Source organism: Pseudomonas sp. 11/12A, assembly GCF_000800055.1.
In the GTDB taxonomy this organism is placed as follows: Bacteria; Pseudomonadota; Gammaproteobacteria; order Pseudomonadales; family Pseudomonadaceae; genus Aquipseudomonas; species Aquipseudomonas mohnii.
The window spans coordinates 3275508-3302042 of record NZ_JUGV01000001.1; the positions used below are offsets into that span (position 1 = coordinate 3275508).

Annotated in this window: 21 protein-coding genes, 1 tRNA gene and 1 pseudogene; 11 read left to right on the forward strand and 12 right to left on the reverse strand. The window is 52.9% G+C overall.

Going from position 1 to position 26535, the window contains the following annotated elements; all coding sequences use genetic code 11:
- The first annotated feature begins 29 nt into the window (after window positions 1–29).
- Genes GQ39_RS15000 through GQ39_RS15010 form a run of 3 tightly spaced genes read left to right on the forward strand, consistent with a single transcriptional unit; the run spans window position 30 to window position 4073 of the window.
- A complete protein-coding gene (locus tag GQ39_RS15000; protein WP_047531098.1) occupies window positions 30–1685 on the forward strand; it encodes a bifunctional 3-(3-hydroxy-phenyl)propionate/3-hydroxycinnamic acid hydroxylase in 1656 nt (551 codons plus the stop codon).
- Window positions 1686–1699: 14 nt separating this feature from the next.
- Entirely contained in the window at window positions 1700–2548 is an 849-nt protein-coding gene (locus GQ39_RS15005; protein ID WP_047531100.1) for a VOC family protein, read from the forward strand.
- A gap of 43 nt (window positions 2549–2591) precedes the next feature.
- Window positions 2592–4073, forward strand: a complete 1482-nt coding sequence (locus GQ39_RS15010) for an aldehyde dehydrogenase family protein (protein WP_047531102.1) — start codon at window positions 2592–2594, stop codon at window positions 4071–4073.
- Window positions 4074–4136: 63 nt separating this feature from the next.
- Here GQ39_RS15010 and GQ39_RS15015 read toward each other — a convergent pair whose 3' ends face one another.
- Window positions 4137–5201, reverse strand: coding sequence for a hypothetical protein (locus GQ39_RS15015; RefSeq protein WP_020300876.1), 1065 nt, complete (start codon window positions 5199–5201; stop codon window positions 4137–4139).
- Window positions 5202–5507: 306 nt separating this feature from the next.
- On the opposite strand from GQ39_RS15015, the gene GQ39_RS30990 reads away from it, so the two are divergent.
- From GQ39_RS30990 to GQ39_RS15055, 7 genes and pseudogenes are all read left to right on the forward strand, one after another.
- On the forward strand, window positions 5508–6803 hold the full coding sequence (locus GQ39_RS30990) for a PucR family transcriptional regulator (RefSeq protein WP_052193598.1): 1296 nt from the start codon (window positions 5508–5510) through the stop codon (window positions 6801–6803).
- Between the two features lie 221 nt (window positions 6804–7024).
- On the forward strand, window positions 7025–8020 hold the full coding sequence (locus GQ39_RS15025) for a hypothetical protein (protein WP_047531104.1): 996 nt from the start codon (window positions 7025–7027) through the stop codon (window positions 8018–8020).
- A gap of 96 nt (window positions 8021–8116) precedes the next feature.
- The gene (locus tag GQ39_RS15030) at window positions 8117–9115 is read left to right on the forward strand and encodes a SphA family protein (RefSeq protein ID WP_047531106.1); all 999 of its coding nucleotides are present in this window, start codon (window positions 8117–8119) and stop codon (window positions 9113–9115) included.
- 432 nt (window positions 9116–9547) lie between these two features.
- Window positions 9548–10698 (forward strand): IS3 family transposase gene (locus GQ39_RS15040; RefSeq protein ID WP_134939429.1). Its coding sequence is split into 2 segments (ribosomal slippage): window positions 9548–9785 and window positions 9785–10698, totalling 1152 coding nucleotides; the frame shifts between segments, so codons are not numbered across the junction.
- A 19-nt stretch (window positions 10699–10717) separates the two neighbouring features.
- Window positions 10718–12109 (forward strand): annotated as a pseudogene (locus tag GQ39_RS15045) (TrlF family AAA-like ATPase); the annotation flags it as partial.
- 197 nt (window positions 12110–12306) lie between these two features.
- Entirely contained in the window at window positions 12307–13377 is a 1071-nt protein-coding gene (locus GQ39_RS15050; RefSeq protein ID WP_047531110.1) for a hypothetical protein, read from the forward strand.
- Between the two features lie 67 nt (window positions 13378–13444).
- On the forward strand, window positions 13445–14413 hold the full coding sequence (locus GQ39_RS15055) for a hypothetical protein (protein ID WP_047531112.1): 969 nt from the start codon (window positions 13445–13447) through the stop codon (window positions 14411–14413).
- 345 nt (window positions 14414–14758) lie between these two features.
- Here GQ39_RS15055 and GQ39_RS15060 read toward each other — a convergent pair whose 3' ends face one another.
- Together GQ39_RS15060 and GQ39_RS15065 are read right to left on the reverse strand one after the other, a co-directional pair.
- A complete protein-coding gene (locus GQ39_RS15060) occupies window positions 14759–15673 on the reverse strand; it encodes a hypothetical protein (protein ID WP_047531114.1) in 915 nt (304 codons plus the stop codon).
- Between the two features lie 117 nt (window positions 15674–15790).
- Window positions 15791–18103, reverse strand: a complete 2313-nt coding sequence (locus GQ39_RS15065) for an AAA family ATPase (protein WP_047531116.1) — start codon at window positions 18101–18103, stop codon at window positions 15791–15793.
- Window positions 18104–18354: 251 nt separating this feature from the next.
- Between GQ39_RS15065 and GQ39_RS15070 the strand changes: the two genes are divergently transcribed.
- Complete coding sequence (locus GQ39_RS15070) at window positions 18355–18906, forward strand: restriction endonuclease (protein WP_047531118.1); 552 nt, start codon at window positions 18355–18357, stop codon at window positions 18904–18906.
- Window positions 18907–19037: 131 nt separating this feature from the next.
- On the opposite strand, the gene GQ39_RS15075 is transcribed toward GQ39_RS15070, so the two are convergent.
- From GQ39_RS15075 to thrS, 9 genes are all read right to left on the reverse strand, one after another.
- A tRNA-Pro gene (locus tag GQ39_RS15075) sits at window positions 19038–19114 on the reverse strand.
- Between the two features lie 89 nt (window positions 19115–19203).
- A complete protein-coding gene (locus tag GQ39_RS15080) occupies window positions 19204–19560 on the reverse strand; it encodes a MerR family transcriptional regulator (RefSeq protein WP_003179985.1) in 357 nt (118 codons plus the stop codon).
- Window positions 19541–19843 carry an integration host factor subunit alpha gene (ihfA, locus tag GQ39_RS15085; RefSeq protein WP_002553164.1) on the reverse strand — a complete coding sequence of 101 codons (303 nt, stop codon included), beginning with the start codon at window positions 19841–19843 and terminating at the stop codon, window positions 19541–19543. Before ihfA ends, GQ39_RS15080 begins: the two co-directional genes overlap by 20 nt.
- Window positions 19844–19846: 3 nt before the next feature.
- Window positions 19847–22228: a phenylalanine--tRNA ligase subunit beta gene (gene pheT, locus GQ39_RS15090; protein ID WP_047531154.1), complete on the reverse strand. Its 2382-nt coding sequence runs from the start codon at window positions 22226–22228 to the stop codon at window positions 19847–19849.
- A gap of 26 nt (window positions 22229–22254) precedes the next feature.
- On the reverse strand, window positions 22255–23271 hold the full coding sequence (gene pheS / locus GQ39_RS15095) for a phenylalanine--tRNA ligase subunit alpha (RefSeq protein WP_047531155.1): 1017 nt from the start codon (window positions 23269–23271) through the stop codon (window positions 22255–22257).
- Between the two features lie 109 nt (window positions 23272–23380).
- Window positions 23381–23737 carry a 50S ribosomal protein L20 gene (gene rplT, locus GQ39_RS15100; RefSeq protein ID WP_007905879.1) on the reverse strand — a complete coding sequence of 119 codons (357 nt, stop codon included), beginning with the start codon at window positions 23735–23737 and terminating at the stop codon, window positions 23381–23383.
- A 28-nt stretch (window positions 23738–23765) separates the two neighbouring features.
- On the reverse strand, window positions 23766–23960 hold the full coding sequence (rpmI, locus tag GQ39_RS15105; protein ID WP_002553160.1) for a 50S ribosomal protein L35: 195 nt from the start codon (window positions 23958–23960) through the stop codon (window positions 23766–23768).
- Between the two features lie 60 nt (window positions 23961–24020).
- The gene (gene infC / locus GQ39_RS15110) at window positions 24021–24572 is read right to left on the reverse strand and encodes a translation initiation factor IF-3 (protein ID WP_172668659.1); all 552 of its coding nucleotides are present in this window, start codon (window positions 24570–24572) and stop codon (window positions 24021–24023) included.
- On the reverse strand, window positions 24572–26494 hold the full coding sequence (gene thrS, locus GQ39_RS15115) for a threonine--tRNA ligase (RefSeq protein ID WP_047531159.1): 1923 nt from the start codon (window positions 26492–26494) through the stop codon (window positions 24572–24574). The genes infC and thrS overlap by 1 nt, the downstream gene beginning before the upstream one ends.
- Between the last annotated feature and the right edge of the window lie 41 nt (window positions 26495–26535).

A 26535-nucleotide genomic window follows, 5' to 3' on the forward strand; every position in this document is an offset into this window, starting at 1 on the left:
CCAGCCCGGCGGTCACCGAGGGAATAAAAATGACAACCCTTACACCCGTGAATACTGACGTACTGATTATCGGTGCCGGCCCGACAGGACTCACGTTGGCCAACCTCCTCGGACAGGCCGGCGTGCGTACGACCATTCTTGATCGTAAAGCCGGCACCGTGACTGAACCGCGTGCCGTTTCGATCGACGATGAGTCGCTGCGAACCATGCAGGCAGCCGGGCTGGATGAAGCCGTGTTGGCTGACGTCGTCAAAGGCTACGGCGTTCACTACTTCGACAAGCCAGGGGGACGTTGCTTTGGCAAGGTCGAACCTGTCGGCAAGCAATACGGCTACCCCAAACGCAATGCGTTCAGGCAACCCCTGTTCGAACGCACGCTGATGCAAGGTATGGAGCGTTTCCCTAGCCTGACTCCGCTTTTCTGCCATGAACTGATCGACTTCACACAGAACGCCTCAGGCGTTCTCGCTCGAATACAAAATGCGGCCGGTGACACGGTTGAGGTGCACGCCCAGTACATGGTTGCCTGTGATGGCGGCAGAAGCCCGGTTCGAAAACAACTGGGTATCGATATGGTGGGTTCCAGCTTCAAGTCCCGATGGTTGGTCGTGGATCTGGATCAGGACGATGACCCGTTCTGGCAGACTCGTGTGTATTGCGACGCGCAGCGACCTGTCGTAGAAGTCCCCGGCCCTCATCAGACACGTCGCTTCGAGTTCATGCTCAAAGACGACGAGACTGATGAGCAAATGCTCAGCGACGCTAGCCTTGGCAACTTGCTGCGGCCGTTCCGGGGTGAAAAAGCTTATTCGCTGGTGCGCAAAGTGGTCTACACCTTCCACGCCAGGGTTGCCTCTCGCTGGCAGGAAGGTCGTGTTTTTCTCGCCGGTGACGCTGCGCACCTGACCCCACCCTATGCGGGCCAAGGCATGAACAGTGGTGTGCGTGATGCGCATAACATCGCCTGGAAACTTGTGGCGGTACTCCGGGGACAAATGGCGAAAAGCGCCCTCGATACCTATGAAAGCGAACGCCGCGATCATGCCTGGGCGCTGATCAAGCTGGCGCTGAATCTCGGGGTGGTCATGGCGCCGGCTTCGGCCTTGCACGCCAAACTCATTACCAGCACCTTCCGCGTGATCGGGCTGATCCCGCCTCTGCGCGATTACTTTCTGCAAATGAAGTTTAAACCAAAGCCTCGTTTTACCCAGGGCCTGGTGTTATCCCAAGGTAAGGCCGGCAACCTGCGCGCCGGGACCATGCTGCCGCAGCCGACTCTTTTCGACTCTCACGGCTGCGCGCAACTGTTGGATGAGCATATCGGCCCGGGCTTTGCCTTGATTCAATATGGCGATCTGCGCAGCCAACGCATGGATCAACTGCAGCACCCGCTCTGGACCCACCTGGATGCCAAGCGCATCGTGATCATTCCACAAGACGCTCCGCTTCCGCCCCCTTTGGCGGGACTCACGATCGTACATGATCGCAACGGTGAGTTAAGCGCACTGTTTGCCGAGGCCAGCACCTTCCTGCTGCTACGTCCCGACCGCTATGTCGCCGCCATATTTGACCAGGCTCAGGAGTCAGAAACAGCTCTGGCTCTTCAGTCCTTGTTGGGCATTGCACAGGCTACGACAGTCGCCGTCGCGGCTGCCAATACCGCCCATTCCCCAGTTACTCTTTGATCGCGGAGTTTTCCATGACGACCCTCCAGACTTCGACCTCTGCTCAACTGTGCTACCTGCACCTGGCAAGCAAAGAACCTCAACGCCAGGTAGATTTTTATACGCGAATGATGGACATGCGCGCATCGCCACAAGCAGATGGCAGCCAGGTGATGCGGGGGCCGAAACGAGCGGCAATCATTTCGCCAGCCGACCATAGCGGCCTGCTGGCCGCTGCCTTCAACCTCCACTCCAACGCCAAACTGGAAGCGCTGCGTCAGAACCTGATTGAGCGTGAATGCCAGATGGATCCGGTGACCTCGCCTTTACTTGAGCCAGGCGCGTTTGCCATTCGGGATCCACAGGGTCGCCAGACAATATTCGGCGTAGTACTTCCCGATACAAGTGCTGAACTGCAAGGCATGCCGTCGAGGTTGCAGCACGTTGTGTTCCAAACCACCGAGCTTGAGACGATTATCGACTTTTACGTCAACACCGTTGGCTTCACCATTTCCGACAACGTGGTCGACCAGGAAACCGGCCAGCTCATGGTGTGTTTCCTGCGCTCCGACGACGAGCATCACTCCCTCGCCTTTTTCCGTGGGTCGAAGAATGAATGGGACCACCATTGTTACGAAACCAATGAGTGGAATGACATTCGTGATTGGGGCGACCGGTTTGCCAAGGAGCGCATCAGCATTTTCTTCGGCCCTGGCCGTCATGGTCCGGGCAACAATCTGTTTTTCATGGTGGTCGATGCCGATCGGAACCGACTGGAATTCTCGGCCGAACTTGAACTGGCGCCAGCAGACCGTGAAGCCGGCGTATGGCCGCAGAGTGAGCACACTCTTAACTCCTGGGGCCGCGCCTGGATGCGCACCTGATTTTGCAGGGAAGTCAATCCATTAAATTGATCGAGTCGCCTAAATGAACAACCAGAACGCACCCGCTCCATTTGCCATTCAAGGTCATCAATACATTAACGGCCGCTGGCAGCCAGGTCGCTCAACCAAACGCCTGGACAACCGCAACCCCTTCAACAACGAGTTGCTGTTGGACATGCCGCTCGCCTCGGTCGCCGATCTGGATGAAGCCTATCTGGCCGCCGAAAAGGCACAGCTGGAGTGGGCTGCGCTACACGCCGGCCAACGGGTTATGTTGCTTGAAAAACTTGCCGTTATCGTTGCGCAGCGCAGTGAAGAAATTATCGACTGGCTCATCAAAGAGTCGGGCAGCACTCGAATCAAGGCTGGCATCGAGTGGCAAAGCACGCTGAACCTGGTCCGAGAATGCGCGAGCATGCCGATGCAAGTAGAGGGTCGGATCTTGACCAGCTACAAGCCCGGCGAACAGAGCTTTGTGTTCCGTGATCCACTTGGCGTTGTGGGGGTGATCAGCCCATGGAATTTTCCGCTTTATCTAAGCATGCGCTCCGTTATTCCGGCCTTGGCATTAGGTAATACCGTAGTGCTGAAACCTGCGAGTGATACCGCTGTCAGCGGCGGATTGTTGATCGCCTACCTACTGGAGGCGGCGGGCTTCCCTGCGGGCACCATCAACGTTGTTGTGGGCGCCGGATCGGAAATCGGTGACGCCTTCGTGGAACATCGAGTACCCAGGCTGATCTCGTTCACCGGTTCTACGGACGTGGGGCGCAATGTCGGGCGCATCGCCACGGGTGGCAAGCACATCAAACGCGTTGCTCTTGAACTCGGTGGTAACGCGCCACTGGTGGTGCTGAATGATGCCGACGTTGAAGTGGCAGCTCACGCAGCCGTGGTCGGCCGTTTCCTGCATCAAGGGCAGATATGCATGAGCGTCAACCGAGTGATTGTTGATCGCACCTTATACCCGGCGTTTGCAGAACTTGTGGTGGAGAGGGTCAGCAAGCTGAAAGTGGGTAACCCTAATGATGCGGACACCGTGATTGGGCCTGTCGTCAATCAATCGCAATTGAATGGCCTGTTACGCAAGATTGATCAGGCACACAGCGCTGGCCTGACTAAACTGTTCGGCGCTTCAGCCAACGGTCTGTTGCTCCCACCGCATGTTTTCGGCAACGTAAAAGCCGATGACGCCCTGGCGGTAGATGAAACATTTGGCCCACTGTTACCAATGCTCATAGCCGACGATGAAGCGCACGCCCTGCGACTTGCGAATGCCAGCGAGTATGGGTTGTCCAGTGCGGTATTCACCCAAGACATGGCGCGCGGGTTGCAGTTCGCTCGTGGCATCGTCGCCGGCATGACGCACATCAACGACATCACCGTCGATGACCAGCCAAACGCGCCCTTCGGAGGTGAAAAGAACTCCGGGCTCGGGCGTTTCAACGGTCATTATGCCGTCGATGAATTCACTCGCGCACACTGGGTGACCTGGCAGCCAGGTGGTCACCACTACCCTTTTTAATGCACCACGCAGTCAGCCCCTGTCGGGGCTGATTGTCATGCAGGGCAACAAGGTGAGTTGGCGTTACTCGTCGCCGCCCAAAGCCGCTACCTGAGCCTCTATGGACTTGATGCTTTGTTTGTCGGCTGCATTTTGCGGTGTAACGCCATCGCCCAAAGCGGCATGAAAAGGGCAACCGACAAATTTAGGATCGTTCTTGTACGTTTCGACGTAATGCTCGGGGAATTGCTTGTCCAGCGCCTGGATGCCCTTTCGCACTTCGGCTTTATCTTCACTGGACATGTTCATCCGCTCTTCGATATAGGCTTCAGTCGGATCGTCGGCATTCATTTCCATCATGCCCATCATGTAGCCGGCCAGTTGCGGCAAAAGCTGGGCCGCGGCGGGGTCAGGGCGGTCGACCTGCATGGTGTCGAGCGTGGTGGTCAATGACATGGCGCGCAGTAACTGATGGCCAAACCAATGCAACTCCTTGGGGAAGAAGCGGAAGACAAACTGCTCATGAATCGCCGTGATAATGAGATTGCCACGTTCAAGCTTGGGTTTTGGAGCATTTTCGAAGGCTTCGCAAAATTCCACGAGCGCGTCGAAACTATCCGGGTAACCAGTGATCGGCTGATCGTTTTCAGCACGGAAGAGTTTGCACATGTCACGCCAGAACAAGTGCGCGGCAATCTTCTCGTTCTCGGAGAGGCCCGGGGCGCCCATCTTCAACTTCAGACGGTGCATTGTGATGGCGGTGAATGCACAGACGTACACGTAATCGTCATTATAAGAAAAGGCACCGGGATACTGCTTGGCCCAATGCGCATGAAGATTATTAATACCTTCAACCGACTTGATGGTGCGGCTGTCTTCAGGACCGTAGAACCACCACAGCGCATTGGCGCTGCCGGTCTGCTCTACACGCGAGGTGGACCGTGAAACGACTTTGCCACCGTCTTCACGCCAGACCGCTCTGGAGCCCCAATCGGTGACGACAAAATTAGGGAAGGTCAACGCGTAGATGAAGTTCTGCATGAAGTCGTTCAGCCCGTAGCTGTTCGATAAACGCCAGATTTCAATGTAATCCTTGCTTGGGTCGAGGCTTTGGATTTTGGCTTGAATCCACTTTTTAGGGGCAGACATGTAGATCCTCTCTTCGCTTGAGTGCACATAGTGAATACGAAAATAGAGGCCTCTGATCAGCGGCCTTCAGTCGTCAGACAGAAGCGCTCATGGCGCAACGTCTGGGTGCTCTCGATTTAAAAACACCACCACTTACGATAGGGCCTCGCCCCGGGCCAGTCTCCGGTCTGTCCATCCAAGCTCGACGGCGTTTTTGGTATTGCAGTATCACCGCGACGCTATACTGCAATCACAGTGCGCTGGATCCCCACGGGCGGCTGCGTGATGCGTACATAAATAATCATTACGACTCACAGGGAGTACCGTTTGACTACTGATCTCTATTCTCACCTGCAGCCAAAAGGCTCGGTCGAGGAAGCTTTTTCCAAGGCGGTGATTGGTCAGCATCATCTGACCAATGCTGTGTTGAAGATGGGTGAAGGTGCGGTGGCCTGGGCGCTTGAGGAGGCCGCCAGTTCCCTCAAGCGCTTGCAGGACGAGTTTCAAACGGTGCCTGACTTGCCGACGCCAGAGATACGCCTCAACCTTGAAACGCTCATCCTCGATATATTCATGAGTTCGTTATCGAGAAACAGTGAGCACTTTACGCTGAAATTGATCCCTTCAATGGCGCGACAAGCTGCACGTCGCGAAGTACCGTTCAGCAGCATCGTCAAAAACATGCGAGCCAACCAGACTATCTGGGTCAATCATTTTTTCACCGCGTCGGCGTCCAGGACTTTTGCACCCTCAACGGTTCAACGGTTAGTCACCAACGGTGCAGGCGTGGTGGATGAAATCATCGAGCACTTTGTGCTGTGCTACCTGGACGAGCGTCAGGTGCTGATGGAAAGTCAAATCGCGAGACGCCGCGCCCTTGTGGAAAAGTTGATCGGCAATGCGGGCGCGCTTCAACCATTCGAGCTAAAGCAAATCAAAAAAGATCATGGCCTGGATCTTGAGCATTTCCATGTCGGTATCATTATTTCTGATCTCAACACCAAGCTCAGCTCAGACTTGGGTGAGTTACAACGCAATTTACAAGATGCAATCATCGGCGATACACCGCTGGTAGTTTCCTTCACTCAGCATTTGACATGGGCTTGGGTCAGTACACCGCGCGCCCCTACTCCGACCCAACTGAAACGACTTGAAGAAACACTGGGGCAATTAAGTGGAACTCAATGTGCACTGGGTGAACCAGCGAAGGGCCCTGCTGGGTTCAGGCGTACCCATCTTCAAGCCAGAGATGTCAGTAGCGTTGCAATCCTTTCCCCAATCAAAGGCGTCATGCGCTGGGCTGACCATGTCCTGACGATCCTGGTCGGTCAGGATCTTGAAAAGGCCGCGTGGTATGTCGACTCCGTGCTCGGACCTCTGGCAAACAAATCAGAGAAAGCCGGCGGCTACCGCCAAACACTCAGCGCTTACTTGCAGTCAGGCAACAGCTTGCTCCACGGTGCTGAAGCGCTAGGTATTCACCGCAACACGCTAGTGTATAGACTGCAACAGATAGAACTACTGCTGGGTTGCCCTATCAAGCAACGAGAGCTCGAAATACGCTGCGCCTTGCACCTGATCACCCAGTACGAGGGCCGTGTCCTCAAGCATGAAAGGGAATAGAAACAGGTAAACAGTGAGATTGATGTATCCCAGTCGATAGACCATCAACGCACGTTTCAAGCGCTTGAGGGCCGCCGTACTGCAATACCAAAACCAATCATTATTTTGGTTTTCCGGCCTAATGACTGCGCTCGGTACTTCTTCTAACTTGTAAGCCATCCGCAGGAAGCGCAATGACCATGCGCCCAGTGAGATGACAACAAAAATAAGAGGAAAACCCGATGACCCGCAAATGGATCGCCGCGCGTATTGATCAGCTCGACCCTGCTACCGACTATGACGAGATCTGGAAACTCTCTGCGGCTTATCGGCCAACCGACTTCATCATGAATCTTGTGTACGCCGTCACTTTCCCTCACTTCTTCGTAAGGGAATTGGACGCGTTGCCTCTCATTGACAACGGTGACGGGAAAATTCTAAAAAACTCATTCAGACGCTCCGATGACACATCCTGGAAGATGCAGGTTTGGTGGCATTACGGTTCACACCACGACAAGACCCGCGAAAACGTTGAGTCGATAAACAAAATACACTCCCACTACGCTCAGCGATTTGGCGAGAGCTTCAGCCGCAACGACACCTACGTCTACACGCTTTGCTATGAAGCAGCCGGCATGCATCGCCTGATGCAACGCGTAGGTATGGCGGGCATGAGCGAAAAAGAGAAGCTCGCCGCTGTTAAATACTGGCACCAGATGTCAACCATTTTTCGCAACGCCGGGACGGGCGAAGCGATTACAGGCTTCCCTGATTCCTTTGATGGAATCATGACCTTCATGGATCGCTGGGAAAGTGAGGATGTTCCCAAACACGACATGGGCCCACCGGCGGCGCGAGCAATAATCCAACAGTTCGCCGATCGTTATTTTCCAAAGTTCTCACACTCTCTGGTATTTGCCTGGGTGATCAGTCTTTATCCCGATCATCTGATCCGCGCCTACGAACTCAAACGACCCTCACCGTTGGCCAGGAAAGCATTGCGTTTGTTTACTGCCGGTTTTCTGTGGATGGGGGAAAAGGTGATCCCTGATCCGAAGGACACCTTCACGGAACGCCGGCAAGTGGCGCATGCCGCCAAGCGCTCTGCGGGTGCATCTAGAACACCAGATCAGCAGAGCGAGCAGGCGAAAGTCGCGGGTTGCCCTTTCCATCGATTCCGAGCAAAGCCCTCAGCGTCTGATGCCGCGAGCCCAGGTACCACGCAAGCAAAAAAATAATGTGCCAAAAGCACATTGGTCCCAGATTGCTTGATGCAAAAGCACTCTGGGAATTACCAAATAGCGCCAAAAAAAATAACAATAGAGCCAACAACGATGAACACAATAAAAAAAATTTGTCCAGCCTTGCTAGTCCTCGCCACTCTCTCGTCCCTAGAAACTGTAGCCGCCAACGGCCCTCCACCGCCTAGCGTTGGGGAGCCGAACGGGATCAATCTAGGAGGCACCAGTTTTTACGATGGATTTGCCGGCCTGTCCGGCTTTTCGTTCCAGCAATACTTGAAGTACACCAGCGCCAGTTCGATTCGAAATAACTCGGGTAAGGAAATCAAAGACTTTGATAACCCGAAGATCAATGTCACCAGCCTGATCAACCAACTCAGCTATTACTCGCCCAACACTATTGGCGCGGGCGCACACCTGGGCTGGAACATCATTGTGCCGATCGTTTCACTCGACGGTGACTTTGGTAGCAACGGTCCACAACTCAAGGACAACGCCACTGGAGTTGGCGACGTCACCACCGGCCCGCTGGTGCAGTTCGATCCTATTGTCGATGAGCATGGACGACCTATTTTCGTCCAGCGCCTGGCACTGGATGTGTTGTTACCCGTCGGTAAATACGATGAACACAAGGACCTCAACCAAGGATCTAACTTCTACTCGATCAATCCTTACTGGGCGGCGACCTGGATGCCCGCACCCCGCTGGGAAGTGAGCTGGCGCTTGCACTATCTGCAAAACTTTAAAAACAAGGACCCAGCCAGCAGTTCAGTGCAACTGTTCGAAGGTCAGCCTGTGCGTGATACCCAGGCAGGCAAAGCGGCATGGATTAACTTTACTGCCTCCTATGAAGTGATACCCAACGTCTCAGTTGGCCTCAATGGGTATTACTTCAAACAAATAAGTGATGATGAGGTCAATGGTCACCGCCTCGCCGACTCTCGCGAAAAAGTGCTTGGGATTGGCCCTGGGGTGTTCTGGAAAGTAGGCGATGGTGATGGTGTCTGGTTCAACACTTATCGTGAGACCGAAGTAGAGAACCGCGCACGCAACGACTACGTCGTGCAGGTACGTTACGCGCACACCTTTTGAGGTCAAGAGCATTATCCTCGATGTAGCGATACGTCGAGGTGGCGCTCAACTCTTCACCGCCACGGACGCGTTGGCTTCCAAGTTAACCGTTCGTCGAAATAAATATTGGATATGGAAGTGGGTCGACAAATGGAAGGTGGGCCTCAACGAGCTGAACGGCAATCTGCAGGTAACTCCTACCGAGCACAATAGCCGTTCGTGTGTCTTTTGCGTTTGTCCGGCTGCACTGAAGATTAGCGCTACCGAGAACATATCCGTCGTTCACACCGAGATCGCCTATGACTTGTGCTACCTCAGTAATTCTTAATTCTACACAAATTTCAGATCCGCGTTTCGCCGATTATCTCGCCTACTCCGCAATGCCGCGAGTTGAATCGCCCCGGGTTTCGTAGACACCTCTTTGCCTTAAACTGAGGTCAATTAGGAGGTGCCATGAGCAACCCGCGTTATCCCGAAGAATTCAAAATCCAAGCAGTCAATCAAGTGACCGAAAAGAAGCTGCCTGTCGCTGATGTAGCGGCGCGTCTCGGCGTATCGACGCATAGCCTCTATGCCTGGATAAAGCGCTACAGCAAACCTCAAGAAGAACGGCAGCAGGATGATGATCAGCACGCTGAACTGCGTCGTCTGCGAGCGGAACTCAAGCGCGTCACTGAAGAGCGAGACATATTAAAAAAGGCCGCCGCGTACTTTGCCAAGGAGTGCGGTTGAGGTACGCCTTTATCAAGCAGCGAGCCGGCGACTATTCCATTCGACGGCTATGCTTGACGCTGAAAGTCCATCCCAGCGGTTATTACGCTTGGTTGTCTGAGCCGCAATCTGCACGCGCTAAAGACGACCAGCGACTGCTGGGTTTGATCAAGCACTCATGGTTGGAGAGCGGAGGCGTTTATGGCTATCGTAAAATCCATGACGATCTGCGCGAGGTCGGTGAGGATTGTGGTCGTCATCGTGTGGCGAGGCTGATGCGTCTTGAAGGTCTCCGTTCTCAGACAGGTTATAGACGCCGCCCTGGAAAGTACGGCGGTAAGCCAGCGGTCGCCTCACCCAATTTGCTGAAGCGCCAGTTCGATGTCGTGGAACCCAACAAGGTTTGGGTCACCGACATCACCTACATTCGTACGTATGAAGGCTGGTTGTATTTGGCGGTGGTGCTAGATCTGTTTTCTCGTCAGGTCGTTGGCTGGTCAATGAAGTCGCAAATGACCAGTGATTTGGCCATTGATGCGTTATTGATGGCGGTTTGGAGGCGTAAACCGAAGCAAGAGGTGATGGTTCATTCCGACCAAGGCAGCCAGTACAGCAGCTCCGATTGGCGCAGCTTTTTGAAAGCGAACAATTTGGTTGCCAGTATGAGTCGCCGAGGCAACTGCCATGATAACGCCGTGGCCGAGAGCTTTTTCCAACTTCTGAAACGGGAACGGATCAAGCGAAAAATATATACCGTGCGGGAAGATGCTCGTAGTGATGTGTTCGATTACATCGAGATGTTCTACAACGTAAAACGCCGCCATGGTTTCAACAATCAGCTGTCACCGGTAGAGTTTGAAAAGCGTTACGCAATGAGCTTGCAAGGTGTCTAGAGAATCCGGGGCGATTCAGCAATTACTAACTGCCGCCTCAGAAAAGGTTGCCGGCTATGTGAGGTATTACAAAGCCCAAGAGCAGCAGATTCTTCTCATGCAGGACGAGGTCAACAATGTTCGTCAAGTCGTGGCGCCCAATGATCTTAGAGACATCCAGGCACGCCATACCAAAAGTGGTCTAGGAAATGATGAGTGGAGTGCTTTTTTCAGGGACTACGAAGGCGACGTCGGAGCCATCCTGTCAAAGATGTTGCTCAAGGCTCAAAAGAACAGAGACGCATGGATAGGAGTGCCACCGACTCAGAACGAAGACCCTCATCGCGAGTATATTTCTGAAGGTGCCAAGCTTGAAGAATGCAATCTCTCGCTGCTGCAGGCGGAAATTAATCGGCTACAACAACTAGTCAGCATTGACCAAGATACCGCAAATCGATTCAAGGAGCTTTCAACAAAAATAACCACAGAAACTGAGCTATTACGAGCCAGCAGGGAGAAGCTAGCCGACCATGTCGGAGCCTCCCAACGTCTCGAAGTTTTGGTGAGCGAAAGGTGCGAGTCATACAAACGGGTTTTCTCTGCCCTGGTGGCTGAGGAGCAAGTTCTTCAGGAGCTCTACTCACCCATCAAACAGCGGCTGGATAGTGCCCAAGGGACGCTCAACAAACTGTCGTTTTCGGTAGCCCGAACTGTTGACATTGAGGCCTGGTCTGCCGAGGGTGAGTCGTTGCTCAACCTCTCCAAAAAGGGCCCATTCAGAGGCCGGGGTACCTTGCGCGAGAAAGTGCTCGAGTCATTGAATGCTCCTTGGCTCTACGGAGATGACGAGTCCGTGCTTGCTGCGCTGAGAGAGTTTATTAAGAACTATCATGAACAGCTCGTTGAGCATGCGCCGGTAGCCACATCGGATCTGGCAGAGTATCGACGGTGGACTAAGCGCCTGGCTCAATGGCTCTACGGTACCGACCACATTTCTGTTCGTTACGCCATAAATTACGACGGCGTTGAAATCCAGAAGCTCTCTCCTGGCACCAGAGGAATTGTACTGTTGCTGCTTTACCTTTCGCTCGATGCGAATGACAGTCGGCCACTGATCATTGACCAGCCAGAAGAGAACCTTGACCCCAAGTCAATCTACAACGATCTCGTCCCTTTGTTCATGGCCGCCAAGTCGACTCGGCAAGTCATTATGGTGACCCATAACGCCAACCTGGTGGTGAATACGGATGCCGACCAGATCATCATCGCTGAGTGTGGCCCACATGGTAACGGGCAACTGCCTCCGATTACCTACTTATCGGGCGGACTGGAGGACAGGTTGATCCGAGAGCGCGTATGCGAAATTCTTGAGGGGGGAGAAACTGCCTTCAAGGAGCGCGCTCGTCGACTAAGGGTTCGGCTTTCGAGATAAATGGTCAAGTAGCCGCTCAATGGAATGCTCCATATCATCGGGCGGCAACTTGTAACATCACTCATCGTAAATCAGCGTTCGTTGAGCCAGTGCGTTGAGTGCTCCCGCCAATACCCCACTAAGAATCTGGAGAATTTTGAGATGCCCGAGAGCATCACTAGAGACAACTAATAACTAAAGGCAACCTTGGCTATCCTATGACAAACAAAAACCAGAATATCGTACTACATCAGCTTATGGATAACGCTATAGACTTTCTTAACCAGTCCATACGCGATCTAAGAAAAAAACCTAAATATTCAGTAATTCATTTTCACGCTGCAATTGAACTAATCCTAAAATCGAGATTATTGGAAGAGCATTGGAGCCTAGTAGTATCCCCGAGAAAAGACCCTGACCTCAGTGAGTTTCTTTCAGGAAGCTTTGTATCGGTATCTCTCGATGACTCGATAAACAGAATAAACAAAATTATTCCACCAGGATTAAACAAGCAGCAGATCGAAGCCTTCAAGGCCATCACAAAGCATCGCAATCGAATGGTTCATTTCTTCCACTCAACTGGTGATGAAAAAGAACAGGCCAGTAAAATTCAAGAGATAGTTAAGCTACAGCTTACTTCCTGGTATTACCTACACATTTTGATGCTTCAACAATGGAAAGAAACCTACCAACCTTGGCGAACAAAAATTGGAGCGTTAGATAAAAAACTACGAAACCACCTTTTTTATCTGGAGGCCATCTACGATGACAGTAAGCCCCGTATAAACAAGGGCAAGGCAGAAGGATGGATCTATACGCCCTGCATATCATGCGCCTTTGATGCCAGCGAGCACCAAGGTGGAATTAAAGAAGTTTATCAGTCCGAATGCCTAGTATGCCAATTTACTCAGACATGCGTACAAATTGAGTGTAGTGAATGCAGTCATCCTGTGATATTTCAGGGTGATTCTTCCAGCACATGCAGCCAATGCCAACACGCCTTCGATCAAGATGACTTAATCTCAGGTTTTATCGACGAAGGCGAAGCTTATCTCGCAGTGAAAGATGGCGGCCATTATCCTTTCCCTGTCAACTGCGGCGCATGCCAAGGCTATGAGTCAGTAGTAGAAGTTAGTGAAAATGAATATCTTTGTGCTGAATGCTTTGATATTGCTGACAATTACGGCACCTGTGAATATTGCAATGATGAGTCGACTCATATTGAGGAGGACACCTACTACAGCGGGTGTGATCATTGCGACGGTTACAGCTCTCGCTACCAAGAATAATGAAAAAATCGCATGACTACATCAGTAGCCGCAACGACCACACCACGATTCATCAAAAGGAATTTACATGCGCTATTTTGACTGCACTAAGTTTGACTACAAAGATGCTGACACTGATGAGCTTGCGAATTTAATCGAACGAGATAAATCAGCTTACAAATACTCATTTAAAACATGGGTAAACAGTGAGATTGACAAAATAACCGACCGAAAATGGCAGATTAACAATATCGGCATCGTCGAGGAAACGGGAGACTTTATTCGTCTCATCAAAGAGGCGGAGCTAACATACTCACTTGGAGCGTTTTATAGCACTATCGCATTGACAGGCATTGCCAGTGAAGACCTCTGCAAATATTATGCTATCAAAATTAACCACCCTGACCTAGCCGGCTTGACGCAACATGTACGACTTCAAAAGTTAAAAGATAGAGGCGAGCTATCCGAAACGACGCACAAGGCCTTTGATGCCATACGAATAATTAGGAACGAATGCCTACACTTCAATGACGACTTTAAAATCCGAGACCACAATAGTCTCGCCACCGAAGCTCTGAACTGCATTAACAGCCTAAAAGCCATCTACAAAGAACTTTTCGCTGCCTCGAACACATCATACAAAACAGGCGAAATTATTACTCGAATCATTGAGGATTTTGCTCACCAACAGACTTACAAAACTTCGTTCGGGGATACGTTAAATCAGGAAGAGTTCACCATGAAGCTTCGGTACTTTATGGCAGATGAACTCAAGCTAGACATAGCCATTTCCGATCCAGGCGATAAAGTCTCGCAAGCGGGTTTCTTTCGTGTCGAAGAAATCGACCTTGAAAGTTCGCCAAAAGAAACCACCCTACGTCATATTCCTTCATACCAGTACGTCATCGTAGATCTGACCGAAGAAAATATTGCTCAAATCAGCACCCTTGACATTAGTGAGGGTGAAACCATTTTCGCAAGCATTTATTCGATACTAGATCATCAAGGGATATCTGCGGCTTGGAGATTTGAAAAATTCATTGATACCAAGAGTTAATTACTACCCAGAATGACCTGTCACATTCTTCAGCCCGTCAATTGCATGGCCGGCAGCTCCATTATGAGCTTACCTGTGCTACCAGCTACCGCCCAAATTTCGTCGTCCACGACGTGGCATTTCGGAACGGCAGTCACTTTTCATGAGTACCCGCTAGGTTTGCTGGATGGGCTCGAGCAACCACGTTTTCATCAGTGCTGCGGAACGCTAGCCTTACAATACCGATGCCGGCGCTGTGACGTTCAACCAAAGCAGCTTAGCGGAAGGCGTCGATATCGACGCCCGGATGATTTCGGTTTGGCTCGTTCCGCTCTTGATTTTCTATGTCGTCAAGCATGAGAAAACTCAGTTTTGAAAGCCAATTAGCGTTGAGGGATTATTACTTGGTAATAAATCAGCATTCGAGAGCGATAGATGCTTCTGCTCCCTCCTATACAGGATGTCACTCAGATTTGAAATTTCTTGCTCATTGGCATCGTACGCCCACAAAAGTGACCGAACCATTGGGTGATCGGCTATCGCCTGCCTTGAGTTTGGTAACAATTGAGGATCAACCTTGAATTTCTCCATGAGATAATAATTTACACTATTAGCTAATACGTCAGACACGAATGTCATTGACGAATTTTCGCACGTGATGCTTATATCAAGACCAGGATAGTGAGGAACATTATCCATTGTAGCCCGAGACGTACAGTGAAGTAATTCGCCAGTAGCCTTATCATAAACTTTAAACTGACGTTTTAACTCACCCTCCTTGAGCAGAGCTAGGTGATCCTCGAGCTCTTTGAAAAGTTTTTTTATGACACCCTTATCTAGATTATCAGAAACAACCACAAGCTCTACACCCAGCTCCTTGAACTTATGTAAAGATGCAAAAACCTTAAGCATCAAGCCGATGAAGATCTTTGCATGCAATAGTTCAGTGTGCGACCGACAGCCACCTCTACCTTCGCAGAATTCTGACTGATAGAACCCCTCCACGAAGATCGCCTCATACATCCACGGTATTGCCAGCCTTCCGAAGGTCTCAAATACCTTGCCCCTAACTTCACGCTTATCTTCCATCTCAGCTATATGAATCTTCCCTGAACTTTCAATATTAGATAGGCAACCTTCAATTTCATCCCTATAAATCTTTATATATACATCAGGAATGAGATACCCTGCGATCACGCCTAGCTCACCAGGAAAACGCTCCCGATTATCTGCATATCCTTTCCCACCAGACTCATCGATGAATAAGTAATGCTTCTTCACTGTACCCCTCCTCCATGAATGTTAAAAGCTAGCTGACAATAACATCACTAAGCCCCCCTGCGGTGACCCTCAATATGAGGCGCCACCGCTCACCGCTCACCGCTCACGTAAACAGGCTTACCGAAACGTCCTCATCTGGATGAAGCCCAGAGCACCTTTGGCAAACGGAAGTAGCTCTGCCTGATTGATCTCAACCCTGGTGTAGCCCCCTGACGTATCGTGATGGAAGGCAGCAGCGAACTCATTAAAACTCACTAGATCCGCATGCAAAGGCAGGAGCAAAGCCAGGGGGTTCGGGGGCGCAGCAGCTTTGACCTGGCCCAACATATCTCCCACCGTCTGGCCTTCCTTGAACTTCTTCGGAAAGCATCGATGCAGATGCCCTTCTACCAGCAGGCGCAGAGCCTTCGCCACTTCAAGCATGCTGCAAGTTTGATCCCCTGCGATGAAGCGCTCAACAAGCTGATAGTGCTTGTAGTAATCCGATGAACAGTATGCATCCAGATCAAAGCTGTCCAAGTAGCTGTACTCTTCAGCATCGCGATGGAGAGAGTATTCGCCGGCAATCGCAATTTTTTTTCGCTCTACACGACGTTTCACCTCCCTGAGGAAGTGCGCATCATGCCCAAGGGCGATTACCTGCGAGCATTCAGCTACCATTTTTAGTACCGCTTCCACTGTGTTGTGTCGTCGGTGTCTATCCAAACTGGTGAACACGTCATCCAAGACGACTGTCGTTTCAGTTCGCTTCGGATCCGCAAATAGGCGTGCAAGGAAGAAAGCGAAAGCGAGCGTTCGCTTGTCACCCTCACTCAATGCTGCATGGAACGACAAGTCGCCGGTAGTTTTAGGCCCGATCACCACACGAGCACCTCTGATCTTGAGCACGTATTCCGAACGGAGGCCGCCTCCTAGATGAGTGGAGCCTAGGGAATCGATTTCAAAAGGCGCTGAAAAGCTTCGTAACCAACCGTTAATCGCATCTTGGAAAGTTAGCAATGTTGCGGCCATCAAATGGTCTAACTCAGTGCGTGCAGCTTCCCTCGCACGCTCTGCAGTCCGCAACTGAGTCTTTGCAGCATCCAGCCCATCAATCAATTTCAGCACCTCAGCACTGAATCTGTTTTTGGTGATTGTAAGCATTTCCCTTTGTTCACTCAGAGCTGCTATATCAGGTGCTGCGAGCCTCTGTTTATATGCCAAGATGCGACCATTGAGTTCACCAATCTGCTCATTGAAGATGCGAGCTTGATCGCTCAGCTCACTAAGCATAGCGACGGCAGCCATAAATGGCTTTGAATCCAAAGCATCGAGAGGATTACCCTCCTTGGCGGCTACGATTTCGAGCAACGCCACCTCAACACATTGAAGCAGCGAGGCGGCTTTCTCGAAATCCAGCTCGGGAATTTCATCAATTAGCGAGGTCTCAGACCAGACGCTGCGTAGCCCTTGGTTGTACTCATTGCATGCGCGCCAGCTTGCAAGTTGCTGTTCTCCGACACGCTCCTTGACCAAATGGCGAAGCTGATTGATACGTTTTTGGTACTCCGAATAGGAACCGTCAAAGTAGAGTTTGAATGCCTTGAGCAGGCCGAGATCCCGAGTTGGCTGGCCACAGAATGGACATTCATTATCTGGTTGGTGCTGCAACCCTTCAGCAGCCCAGCGCTCTGTCGCTGTTCCATTATGCTTCGCGAAGTGAGCTTTCGCTGTTTCCTCTGCAGTGATGGAGATACTCTCGAACGAGCTCTCCAACAGGCTAGGAATATCGTCAAAATTGAAAGCTGGATACGGCGCTGGCCGGAATTCAGGACGCCGACGAATTTGATCAGAGGCTCGAGCTTCGGCTATTAGCTTATCGGTTTGAACAATCAGGTCATCCGCATCTGGAATAGAAGCAAGCTTGATGTACTGAGCGAGCGGAAGCTGTCCTCGATAGCCTTGAAGAGCTGCCTCCGCAGAGTTGACCGTTACTGTGCTCTCCTTCACGGCAATGGTCTCAGCATCAAATTTAGTGCGCTGTGCTACTGCTGCGTCACCTAGTGCAAGATCTAGCAGCGCCTCCCTCTGCTCCGGAAGCACACCTGAGCTGGCATACACATTCCGATCAACGAAAGCTTGGTTAAACACATGCAAATTGGGTTTCTGCCCCGCCCAGGCATTGCCGTCAAACTGGACGTTGAAGGCCCCGCCCGGTGCCCCTTGGTTGAACCGTAAAGCGACTTTTTGAGGGAGTGTCGCCCCGACAGTCTTCCTATCTGAGACATCCTTGGCATCGAAAGTAGAGCAGGCTAGTAGCACAGACGACAACGTCGACTTCCCCCTAGCGTTATCGGCATAAATTAGACTGACTTTCTGAAGCTCGACAGGTCGCTGAGCTGCTTTTTTCAGAACCCCGACGTTGTCGATGCTTATGATTTTCTCGAGCATGAGCTCACTCCGCTAAGCTGTCCGTACGCTTCAGCGAACCCCAAGCGCTAAGAGCTCGCGGGGCACCACTGACCTTGCTAGGCGAATTTAACTCATCCTAGTGAGTTTGAATGGCATAGGGCTATATTTCTTTTATGGAGGGCATGGCTCTCCTGTCATGCCAACCCAACACCTCAAGTTGCGCGCCGTCGCACTAAATTTACCCAATAGCCGCAAGCTGGACGGGCAATCTCTCAGTTTAAGGACGACAAATGTTTCCACCAATGGCGAACTCCTATCTCGAAATCACAGCCACTGAATTTGAGCGGTTGGTCAGGGACTGGATCCTCAAGCAAGGTGGTGAGCTGACCTCGCTAGAGGTGACTCATGACGCGAAGGTGGAGAGCTACGACTCAACCTACCAGATCGACGTACTAGCGAAATTCCAAGCCTTTGGAGGCGCCGAATTCAAGGTTCTGATTGAGTGCAAAAAATACCGTAGCGCAGTCGAACGAGAGTTGGTTCAAGTGCTGCACGACAAGGTCAGATCTGTGGGCGCTCATAAAGGAATGCTGTTCACCACATCAGGATTTCAATCAGGAGCGATCAAATATGCCAAAGCTCACGGTATTGCGCTGGTTTCGATTATCGACGGTGCAGCTACCTATGAAACCCGCTCGGCGTATCCAGTCGCGGCACAGCGTCCGGCCTGGCTCAACCTTCCGAAATTTTCGCTCTGGCACGTTGGTGAAAACGAAGCAGGCAACATCTCGATGAAATCCTTGGGCCGTGCTGATACGGAAATCAACGAGATGTTCAGCTGAAGAGATGAGGCGGATTAGCGAGTGCTCTTTATTGCGAGGGTACAGATTCTCCGTGGGAGTAAATGTGGGAGTAATTTCGTAGGCATGAAAAAGCCCAATCTGGAAAGATTGGGCTAACTCATTGAAAAATATGGTCGGGACGGAGTGATTCGAACACTCGACCCCTAGCACCCCATGCTAGTGCGCTACCGGACTGCGCTACGCCCCGACTAGGCGTGAAACCCGTTCCTCATCTCGAGGAACGCTCAAGAATATATCGCAAGCTTTTGAAAACTGGAAGTATTTAAAAGCACGAATTTACTTCTTGAGGACCACCAGAACATCTTCCAGCTCAGCGATCATCTGGCGAATCATTTGTTTGTATTGCGTGGTGTCGTCTTTGGCTTCATCACCGGACAAACGCAGGCGTGCGCCGCCGATGGTGAATCCTTGATCGTAAAGAAGCGCTCGGATTTGCCGGATCATCAGCACGTCCTGGCGCTGATAATACCGGCGGTTTCCGCGGCGTTTGACGGGGTTGAGTTGAGGAAACTCCTGCTCCCAATAGCGCAGCACGTGCGGTTTTACCGCACATAGCTCGCTGACTTCACCGATAGTGAAGTAGCGTTTGCCTGGGATGACGGGTAGCTCGTCGTTATGACTTGGTTCCAGCATAAGCCTCAACTCGGGCCTTCAACTTCTGCCCTGGACGAAAGGTGACCACACGGCGAGCCGTGATCGGGATTTCTTCTCCCGTTTTCGGATTGCGGCCAGGCCGCTGGCGTTTGTCCCGAAGGTCAAAATTGCCGAAACCGGACAACTTGACTTGTTCGTTGTCTTCAAGAGCGTGCCTGATTTCCTCGAAAAACAGTTCGACCAATTCCTTGGCTTCCCGCTTGTTCAGGCCCAGCTCTTCATACAGACGTTCCGCCATCTCAGCTTTCGTCAAAGCCCCCATACGTCACTTCCTTAACGTGGCGTTCAACCTTTGTTCGAGCGAGGTGAGGATGTTTTGCGTCGCAGAATTCACCTCATCGTCATTAAGAGTGCGCGATGGATGCTGCCAGGTCAAGCCAACTGCGAGGCTTTTTCTATCAGGATCAATGCCTTTACCCTGATACACGTCAAATAGCCTGAGGTCTGTCAGCCATTCGCCTGCATTTTCACGGATTACGTCCAGCACAGCCGCGGCTGCAACGTCTTTGTCCGCAATCAATGCCAAGTCACGACGCACTTCAGGAAAACGCGATAACTCCTGGAATTTAGGCATTTTGCCCGAGGCGACTTCTGCCAGAACCAGTTCGAAAACGAACACGGGACGGTCCAGCCCAAGCGTTTTCGATAATTCAGGGTGGATCGCGCCGACAAAACCGACCAAACGCCCCTCACGCTCGATACGCGCAGTTTGACCCGGATGCAATGCTGGGTGCTTGCCCGGCACGAACGTGAACGCGTCCAGCGCACCGGCAAAGCCCAACACCGCTTCCACGTCAGCCTTGACGTCGAAGAAGTCCACCGTGTCGCGACCTTGCGCCCAGCCTTCAGGCAGTCGGCTACCGCAAACCACACCCGCGAGCATTGGCTCTTGCTTCAAGCCTTCAAGTTGACCGACAAAGCGCAGGCCGCTTTCAAACAGACGTACACGATCTTGCTGACGGTTCAGGTTGTGTTGCAGCGCCTTGATCAGGCCAGGCCACAAGGACGAACGCATCGCAGCCATGTCGTTCGAAATCGGATTGGCCAGCAGCAGCGGTTCAACACCCGGATTAAACAACTCGAACTGTTTCGGATCGATGAAACTGTAGGTGATCGCTTCCTGATAACCACGAGCTACCAGCAGTCGGCGCAGTTCGGGCAGATCGCTACGGGCTTCAGCCTTGGCTTGCGGCGCCAGACGCGCTTGCGGGTAACGAACCGGCAGGCGGTTGTAGCCGTACAAACGAGCCAGCTCTTCGATCAGGTCGACTTCCAGGCTGATGTCGAAACGATGGCTTGGCACTTCTACGCGCCACTGCCCTGCTCCGTCGGCGGTAATTCCCAGGCCTAAAGCACTGAGCAGACGCTCGACTTCGGCCGAATCCATTTCCATCCCCAACATCTGGGCAATGCGTTGGCTACGTAGGGTCACCGGCGCGATCGACGGCAGGTGCTGCTCGCTGACGGTTTCAATGATCGGACCCGCTTCGCCACCGGTGATTTCCAGCAGCAGGCCAGTGGCGCGCTCCATGGCTTCACGGGCCAGTTGCCAGTCCACACCACGCTCATAGCGGTGCGACGCGTCGGTGTGCAGGCCATAGGAACGGGCCTTGCCAGCGACAGCGATCTGATCGAAGAACGCGCTTTCCAGGAATATGTCGCGAGTGGTCGCAGTGTTGACACCGCTGTGCTCACCACCCATGACACCGGCAATTGCCAGCGCACGGGTATGGTCGGCAATCACCAGCGTATCGCTACGCAGGCTGACTTCCTGCCCATCGAGAAGAACCAGCTTTTCACCCTCTTCGGCCATCCGCACGCGGATGCCGCCGTTGATTTCGGCGAGGTCGAAGGCGTGCAGCGGTTGACCCAGCTCCAACATGACGTAGTTGGTGATATCGACAGCAGCGTCGATGCTGCGCACCTCGGAGCGACGCAGGCGCTCAACCATCCACAGCGGCGTAGGCCGGGACAGGTCGACGTTACGGATGACACGCCCCAGGTAACGCGGGCAGGCGGCAGGTGCCAGCACTTCAACCGAGCGCACTTCATCATGCACCGCTGGAACCGCAGCCACTACGGGGCGAGTGACCTGGGCGGCGTACAGCGCGCCGACTTCGCGAGCAAGGCCCGCCAGGGACAGGCAGTCGCCGCGGTTCGGGGTCAGGTCGACCTCGATGCTGGTGTCGTCCAGGTTCAGATACTCACGAATGTCCTGGCCCACAGGCGCATCGACAGGCAATTCCATCAAGCCGTCGTTGCCTTCTCCGACTTGCAGTTCGGCCTGGGAGCACAGCATGCCGTTGGATTCAACGCCACGCAGCTTGGCTTTCTTGATTTTGAAATCGCCCGGCAACTCGGCACCGATGGTGGCGAACGGAATCTTCAGGCCCGGGCGTACGTTTGGCGCACCACAAACGACCTGGAACGTCTCCGAACCATTGCTGACCTGGCAAACACGCAGTTTGTCGGCGTCCGGGTGCTGTTCGGTGCTCAGCACCTCGCCCACGATGACGCCGCTGAATACACCGGCGGCCGGCGTGACGCTATCGACCTCAAGACCGGCCATCGACAGACGAGCAACCAGCTCGTCACGACTTACCTGCGGGCTTACCCAGCCACGCAGCCATTGTTCACTGAATTTCATCCTGCTCTCCTAAGAATTCGTTACGACTAGCGAAATTGCGCGAGGAACCGCAAGTCGTTGTCGAAGAACAGACGCAAGTCGTTCACGCCGTAACGCAGCATGGCCAGACGCTCAACGCCCATGCCGAAGGCAAAGCCCGAGAACTCTTCCGGGTCGATCCCGGACATGCGCAGCACGTTCGGATGAACCATGCCGCAGCCCATCACTTCCAGCCAGCCTGTCTGCTTGCAGACACGGCAGCCTTTACCGCTGCACATCACGCATTCCATGTCGACTTCGGCGGATGGCTCGGTGAACGGGAAGTACGAAGGGCGGAATCGCACGGCCAGTTCTTTTTCGAAGAACACGCGCAGGAACTCTTCGATGGTGCCTTTGAGGTCGGCGAAATTGATGTCGCGATCGACCAGCAGGCCTTCGACCTGGTGGAACATCGGCGAATGGGTGATATCCGAGTCGCTTCGATACACACGACCAGGGCAGACGATGCGGATCGGCGGCTGCTTGGATTCCATGGTGCGGACCTGTACCGGCGAGGTATGGGTGCGCAGCAACATGTTGGCATTGAAATAGAAGGTGTCATGCATCGACCGGGCCGGGTGATGGCCTGGGATGTTGAGCGCTTCAAAGTTGTGGTAGTCGTCTTCGACCTCAGGGCCTTCGGCAATACCGTAGCCAATATGGGTAAAGAACTGCTCGATGCGTTCCAGAGTGCGAGTAACCGGATGCAGACCACCAGAGGTCTGACCACGGCCAGGCAAGGTCACGTCAATGGACTCGGCTGCGAGTTTGGTGGCCAGATCGGCCTCTTCAAACAATGCCTTGCGCGCATTGAGAACGTCTGTGACACGCTCCTTGGCAACGTTGATCAGCGCACCGACTTGCGGACGCTCTTCTGCCGGCAAATTCCCCAGGGTCTTCATCACCTGAGTCAATTCACCCTTTTTGCCAAGGTAGTGAACCCGGATTTGCTCCAGGGCATTGATATCTTCAGCGCTTTGCACAGCCTCTAGAGCTTGCGAGACGAGCGCATCCAGGTTTTCCATGTACAGACTCCAGATACAAAATAGGGGAAGAGCTTGAAGGCTCTTCCCCTATTTATGACGTTTAACACCTGGCCCCACAGAGATGAGACCGGGTGACTGTCGGGGGTACTTAAGCCAAGGTGGCTTTAGCTTTCTCGACAATCGCAGCAAACGCCGCTTTTTCGTTCACTGCCAGATCAGCCAGAACCTTACGGTCGATCTCGATGGACGCTTTTTTCAGGCCGGCGATGAAACGGCTGTAGGACAGACCGTTGATACGAGCACCAGCGTTGATACGAGCGATCCACAGAGCGCGGAACTGACGTTTTTTCTGACGACGGTCACGGTAGGCGTATTGGCCTGCCTTGATTACCGCTTGCTTGGCAACACGGAATACGCGCGAGCGAGCGCCGTAGTAGCCTTTAGCAAGTTTCAGAATTTTTTTGTGACGTTTACGGGCAATGACGCCACGCTTTACACGAGCCATGAGTTACTTCCTCTATTCTTGACTAAAATTAACGAAGGCGCAGCATGCGCTCGACTTTTGCCACGTCAGACGGATGCAGCAAGCTGCTACCGCGCAGTTGACGCTTACGCTTGGTCGACATTTTGGTCAGGATGTGGCTCTTGAAAGCGTGCTTGTGCTTGATACCGTTAGCAGTTTTCAGAAACCGCTTAGCAGCACCACTTTTGGTCTTCATTTTTGGCATGTTCGGATACTCCGCATTCAGTTGATAAACATAATCAGAAGGCCTGCCGTGCCCTGTTGATTACTTCTTCTTTTTCGGGGCGATGACCATGATCAGCTGGCGTCCTTCCATCTTAGGATGCTGTTCGACCGAACCGTACTCGAGCAAGTCACCTTCAACTCGCTTGAGGAGTTCCATCCCCAGCTCCTGGTGGGCCATCTCACGGCCGCGGAATCGCAAGGATACCTTGGCCCTGTCCCCGTCACTCAGGAAACGTACCAGGTTGCGCAGTTTTACCTGGTAATCCCCTTCCTCCGTCCCTGGACGAAACTTGATTTCTTTAACCTGAATCTGCTTCTGGTTTTTCTTGGCCGCAGCAACCTGCTTCTTCTTCTCGAAGATCGACTTGCCGTAGTCCATCAGTTTGCAAACAGGGGGTACTGCATCGGCGGAAATTTCCACCAGATCCAGTTTGGCCTCTTCAGCCTTAAGAAGCGCGTCTTCAATTGACACAATCCCAAGCTGCTCGCCTTCAGCCCCAATTAACCGAACCTCGCGTGCCGAGATATTCTCGTTGATCGGGGCTTTCGGTGCAGCTCGTTTATCTTGTCTCATTTCACGCTTAATAATAATTACTCCGAATCTTGGCGACCACGCCGGGAAACCGCTTGCGCGAGGAACTCAGCAAACTGGGCGACGGGCATCGAGCCCAGGTCAGCACCTTCGCGAGTACGCACAGCGACAGTCTGCATCTCGACTTCCCGATCTCCGATAACCAAGAGATAGGGAACCTTGAGCAAGGTATGCTCGCGGATTTTAAAGCCGATCTTTTCATTTCTCAAGTCAGACTTGGCACGAAACCCGCTTTCGTTGAGAGTTTTTTCGACCTCGGCGGCAAAATCTGCCTGTTTATCAGTGATATTCATGATCACTGCCTGAGTCGGCGCCAGCCACGCAGGGAATGCACCCTCGTAGTGCTCGATCAGAATTCCGACGAAACGCTCGAAGGAACCCAGGATCGCCCGATGCAACATCACCGGATGCTTGCGGCTGTTGTCTTCGGAGACGAATTCGGCACCCAGTCGGACTGGCAGGTTAAAATCGAGCTGCAGGGTACCACACTGCCAGACACGACCCAGGCAATCTTTCAGAGAGAATTCGATCTTCGGACCGTAGAACGCACCTTCACCGGGCTGCAGATCGTACGGCAAGCCTGCGCTATCAAGGGCTGCAGCCAATGCAGCTTCGGCGCGATCCCACAACTCGTCGGAACCGACGCGCTTTTCCGGACGAGTGGACAGTTTCATCTCGACATCTTTAAAGCCGAAGTCGGCGTAAACGTCCATGGTCAGTTTGATGAACGCTGCGGATTCGGCCTGCATCTGCTCTTCGGTGCAGAAGATGTGGGCGTCGTCCTGAGTGAACGCACGAACGCGCATAATGCCGTGAAGGGCACCCGATGGCTCGTTACGGTGGCAAGCACCGAACTCGGCCAGACGCATTGGCAACTCGCGGTAGCTCTTCAGGCCCTGATTGAACACCTGCACATGGCAAGGGCAGTTCATTGGCTTGATGGCGTAGTCGCGGTTTTCCGACTGCGTGGTGAACATGTTGTCGGCGTAGTTGGCCCAGTGCCCGGACTTTTCCCACAGGCTGCGGTCAACGACCTGGGGAGTCTTGATCTCCAGGTAACCATTGTCGCGTTGAACCTTGCGCATGTACTGCTCGAGCACTTGGTACAGCGTCCAGCCGTTCGGGTGCCAGAACACCATGCCTGGCGCTTCTTCCTGGGTGTGGAACAGGCCCAGACGCTTGCCGATCTTGCGGTGATCGCGCTTTTCAGCTTCTTCAATACGCTGGATGTACGCCGCCAGCTGTTTTTTGTCAGCCCATGCGGTGCCGTAAACGCGCTGTAACTGCTCGTTCTTGGCATCGCCACGCCAGTAGGCGCCGGACAACTTGGTCAGCTTGAATGATTTCAGGAAACGGGTGTTCGGCACGTGCGGACCGCGGCACATGTCGACGTATTCTTCGTGGTAGTACAGGCCCATTGCCTGTTCGTTTGGCATGTCCTCGACCAGACGCAGCTTGTAGTCTTCACCGCGAGCCTTGAACACTTCGATCACTTCGGCGCGCGGAGTGACTTTCTTGATGACATCGTAATCTTTTTCGATCAGCTGCTGCATGCGCTGTTCGATGGCGGCCAGGTCGTCCGGAGTGAAAGGACGCTCGAAGGCGATGTCGTAATAGAAGCCTTCGTCAATGACCGGGCCAATCACCATTTTGGCGGTTGGATACAGCTGCTTGACCGCGTGGCCGACCAAGTGGGCGCAAGAGTGGCGAATGATCTCCAGCCCCTCTTCATCCTTTGGCGTAATGATTTGTAGCGTTGCGTCGCTGTCGATGATGTCGCTGGCATCGGCCAGCTTGCCATTGACCTTACCGGCCACCGTGGCCTTGGCCAGGCCCGCACCAATGGATGCTGCGACCTCGGCGATGGATACCGGGTGATCGAATGAACGTTGACTGCCGTCGGGAAGAGTAATAGTTGGCATGGCGCCTCCTCTCCTAGTGGTGACCCCTACCAAAGGTCACG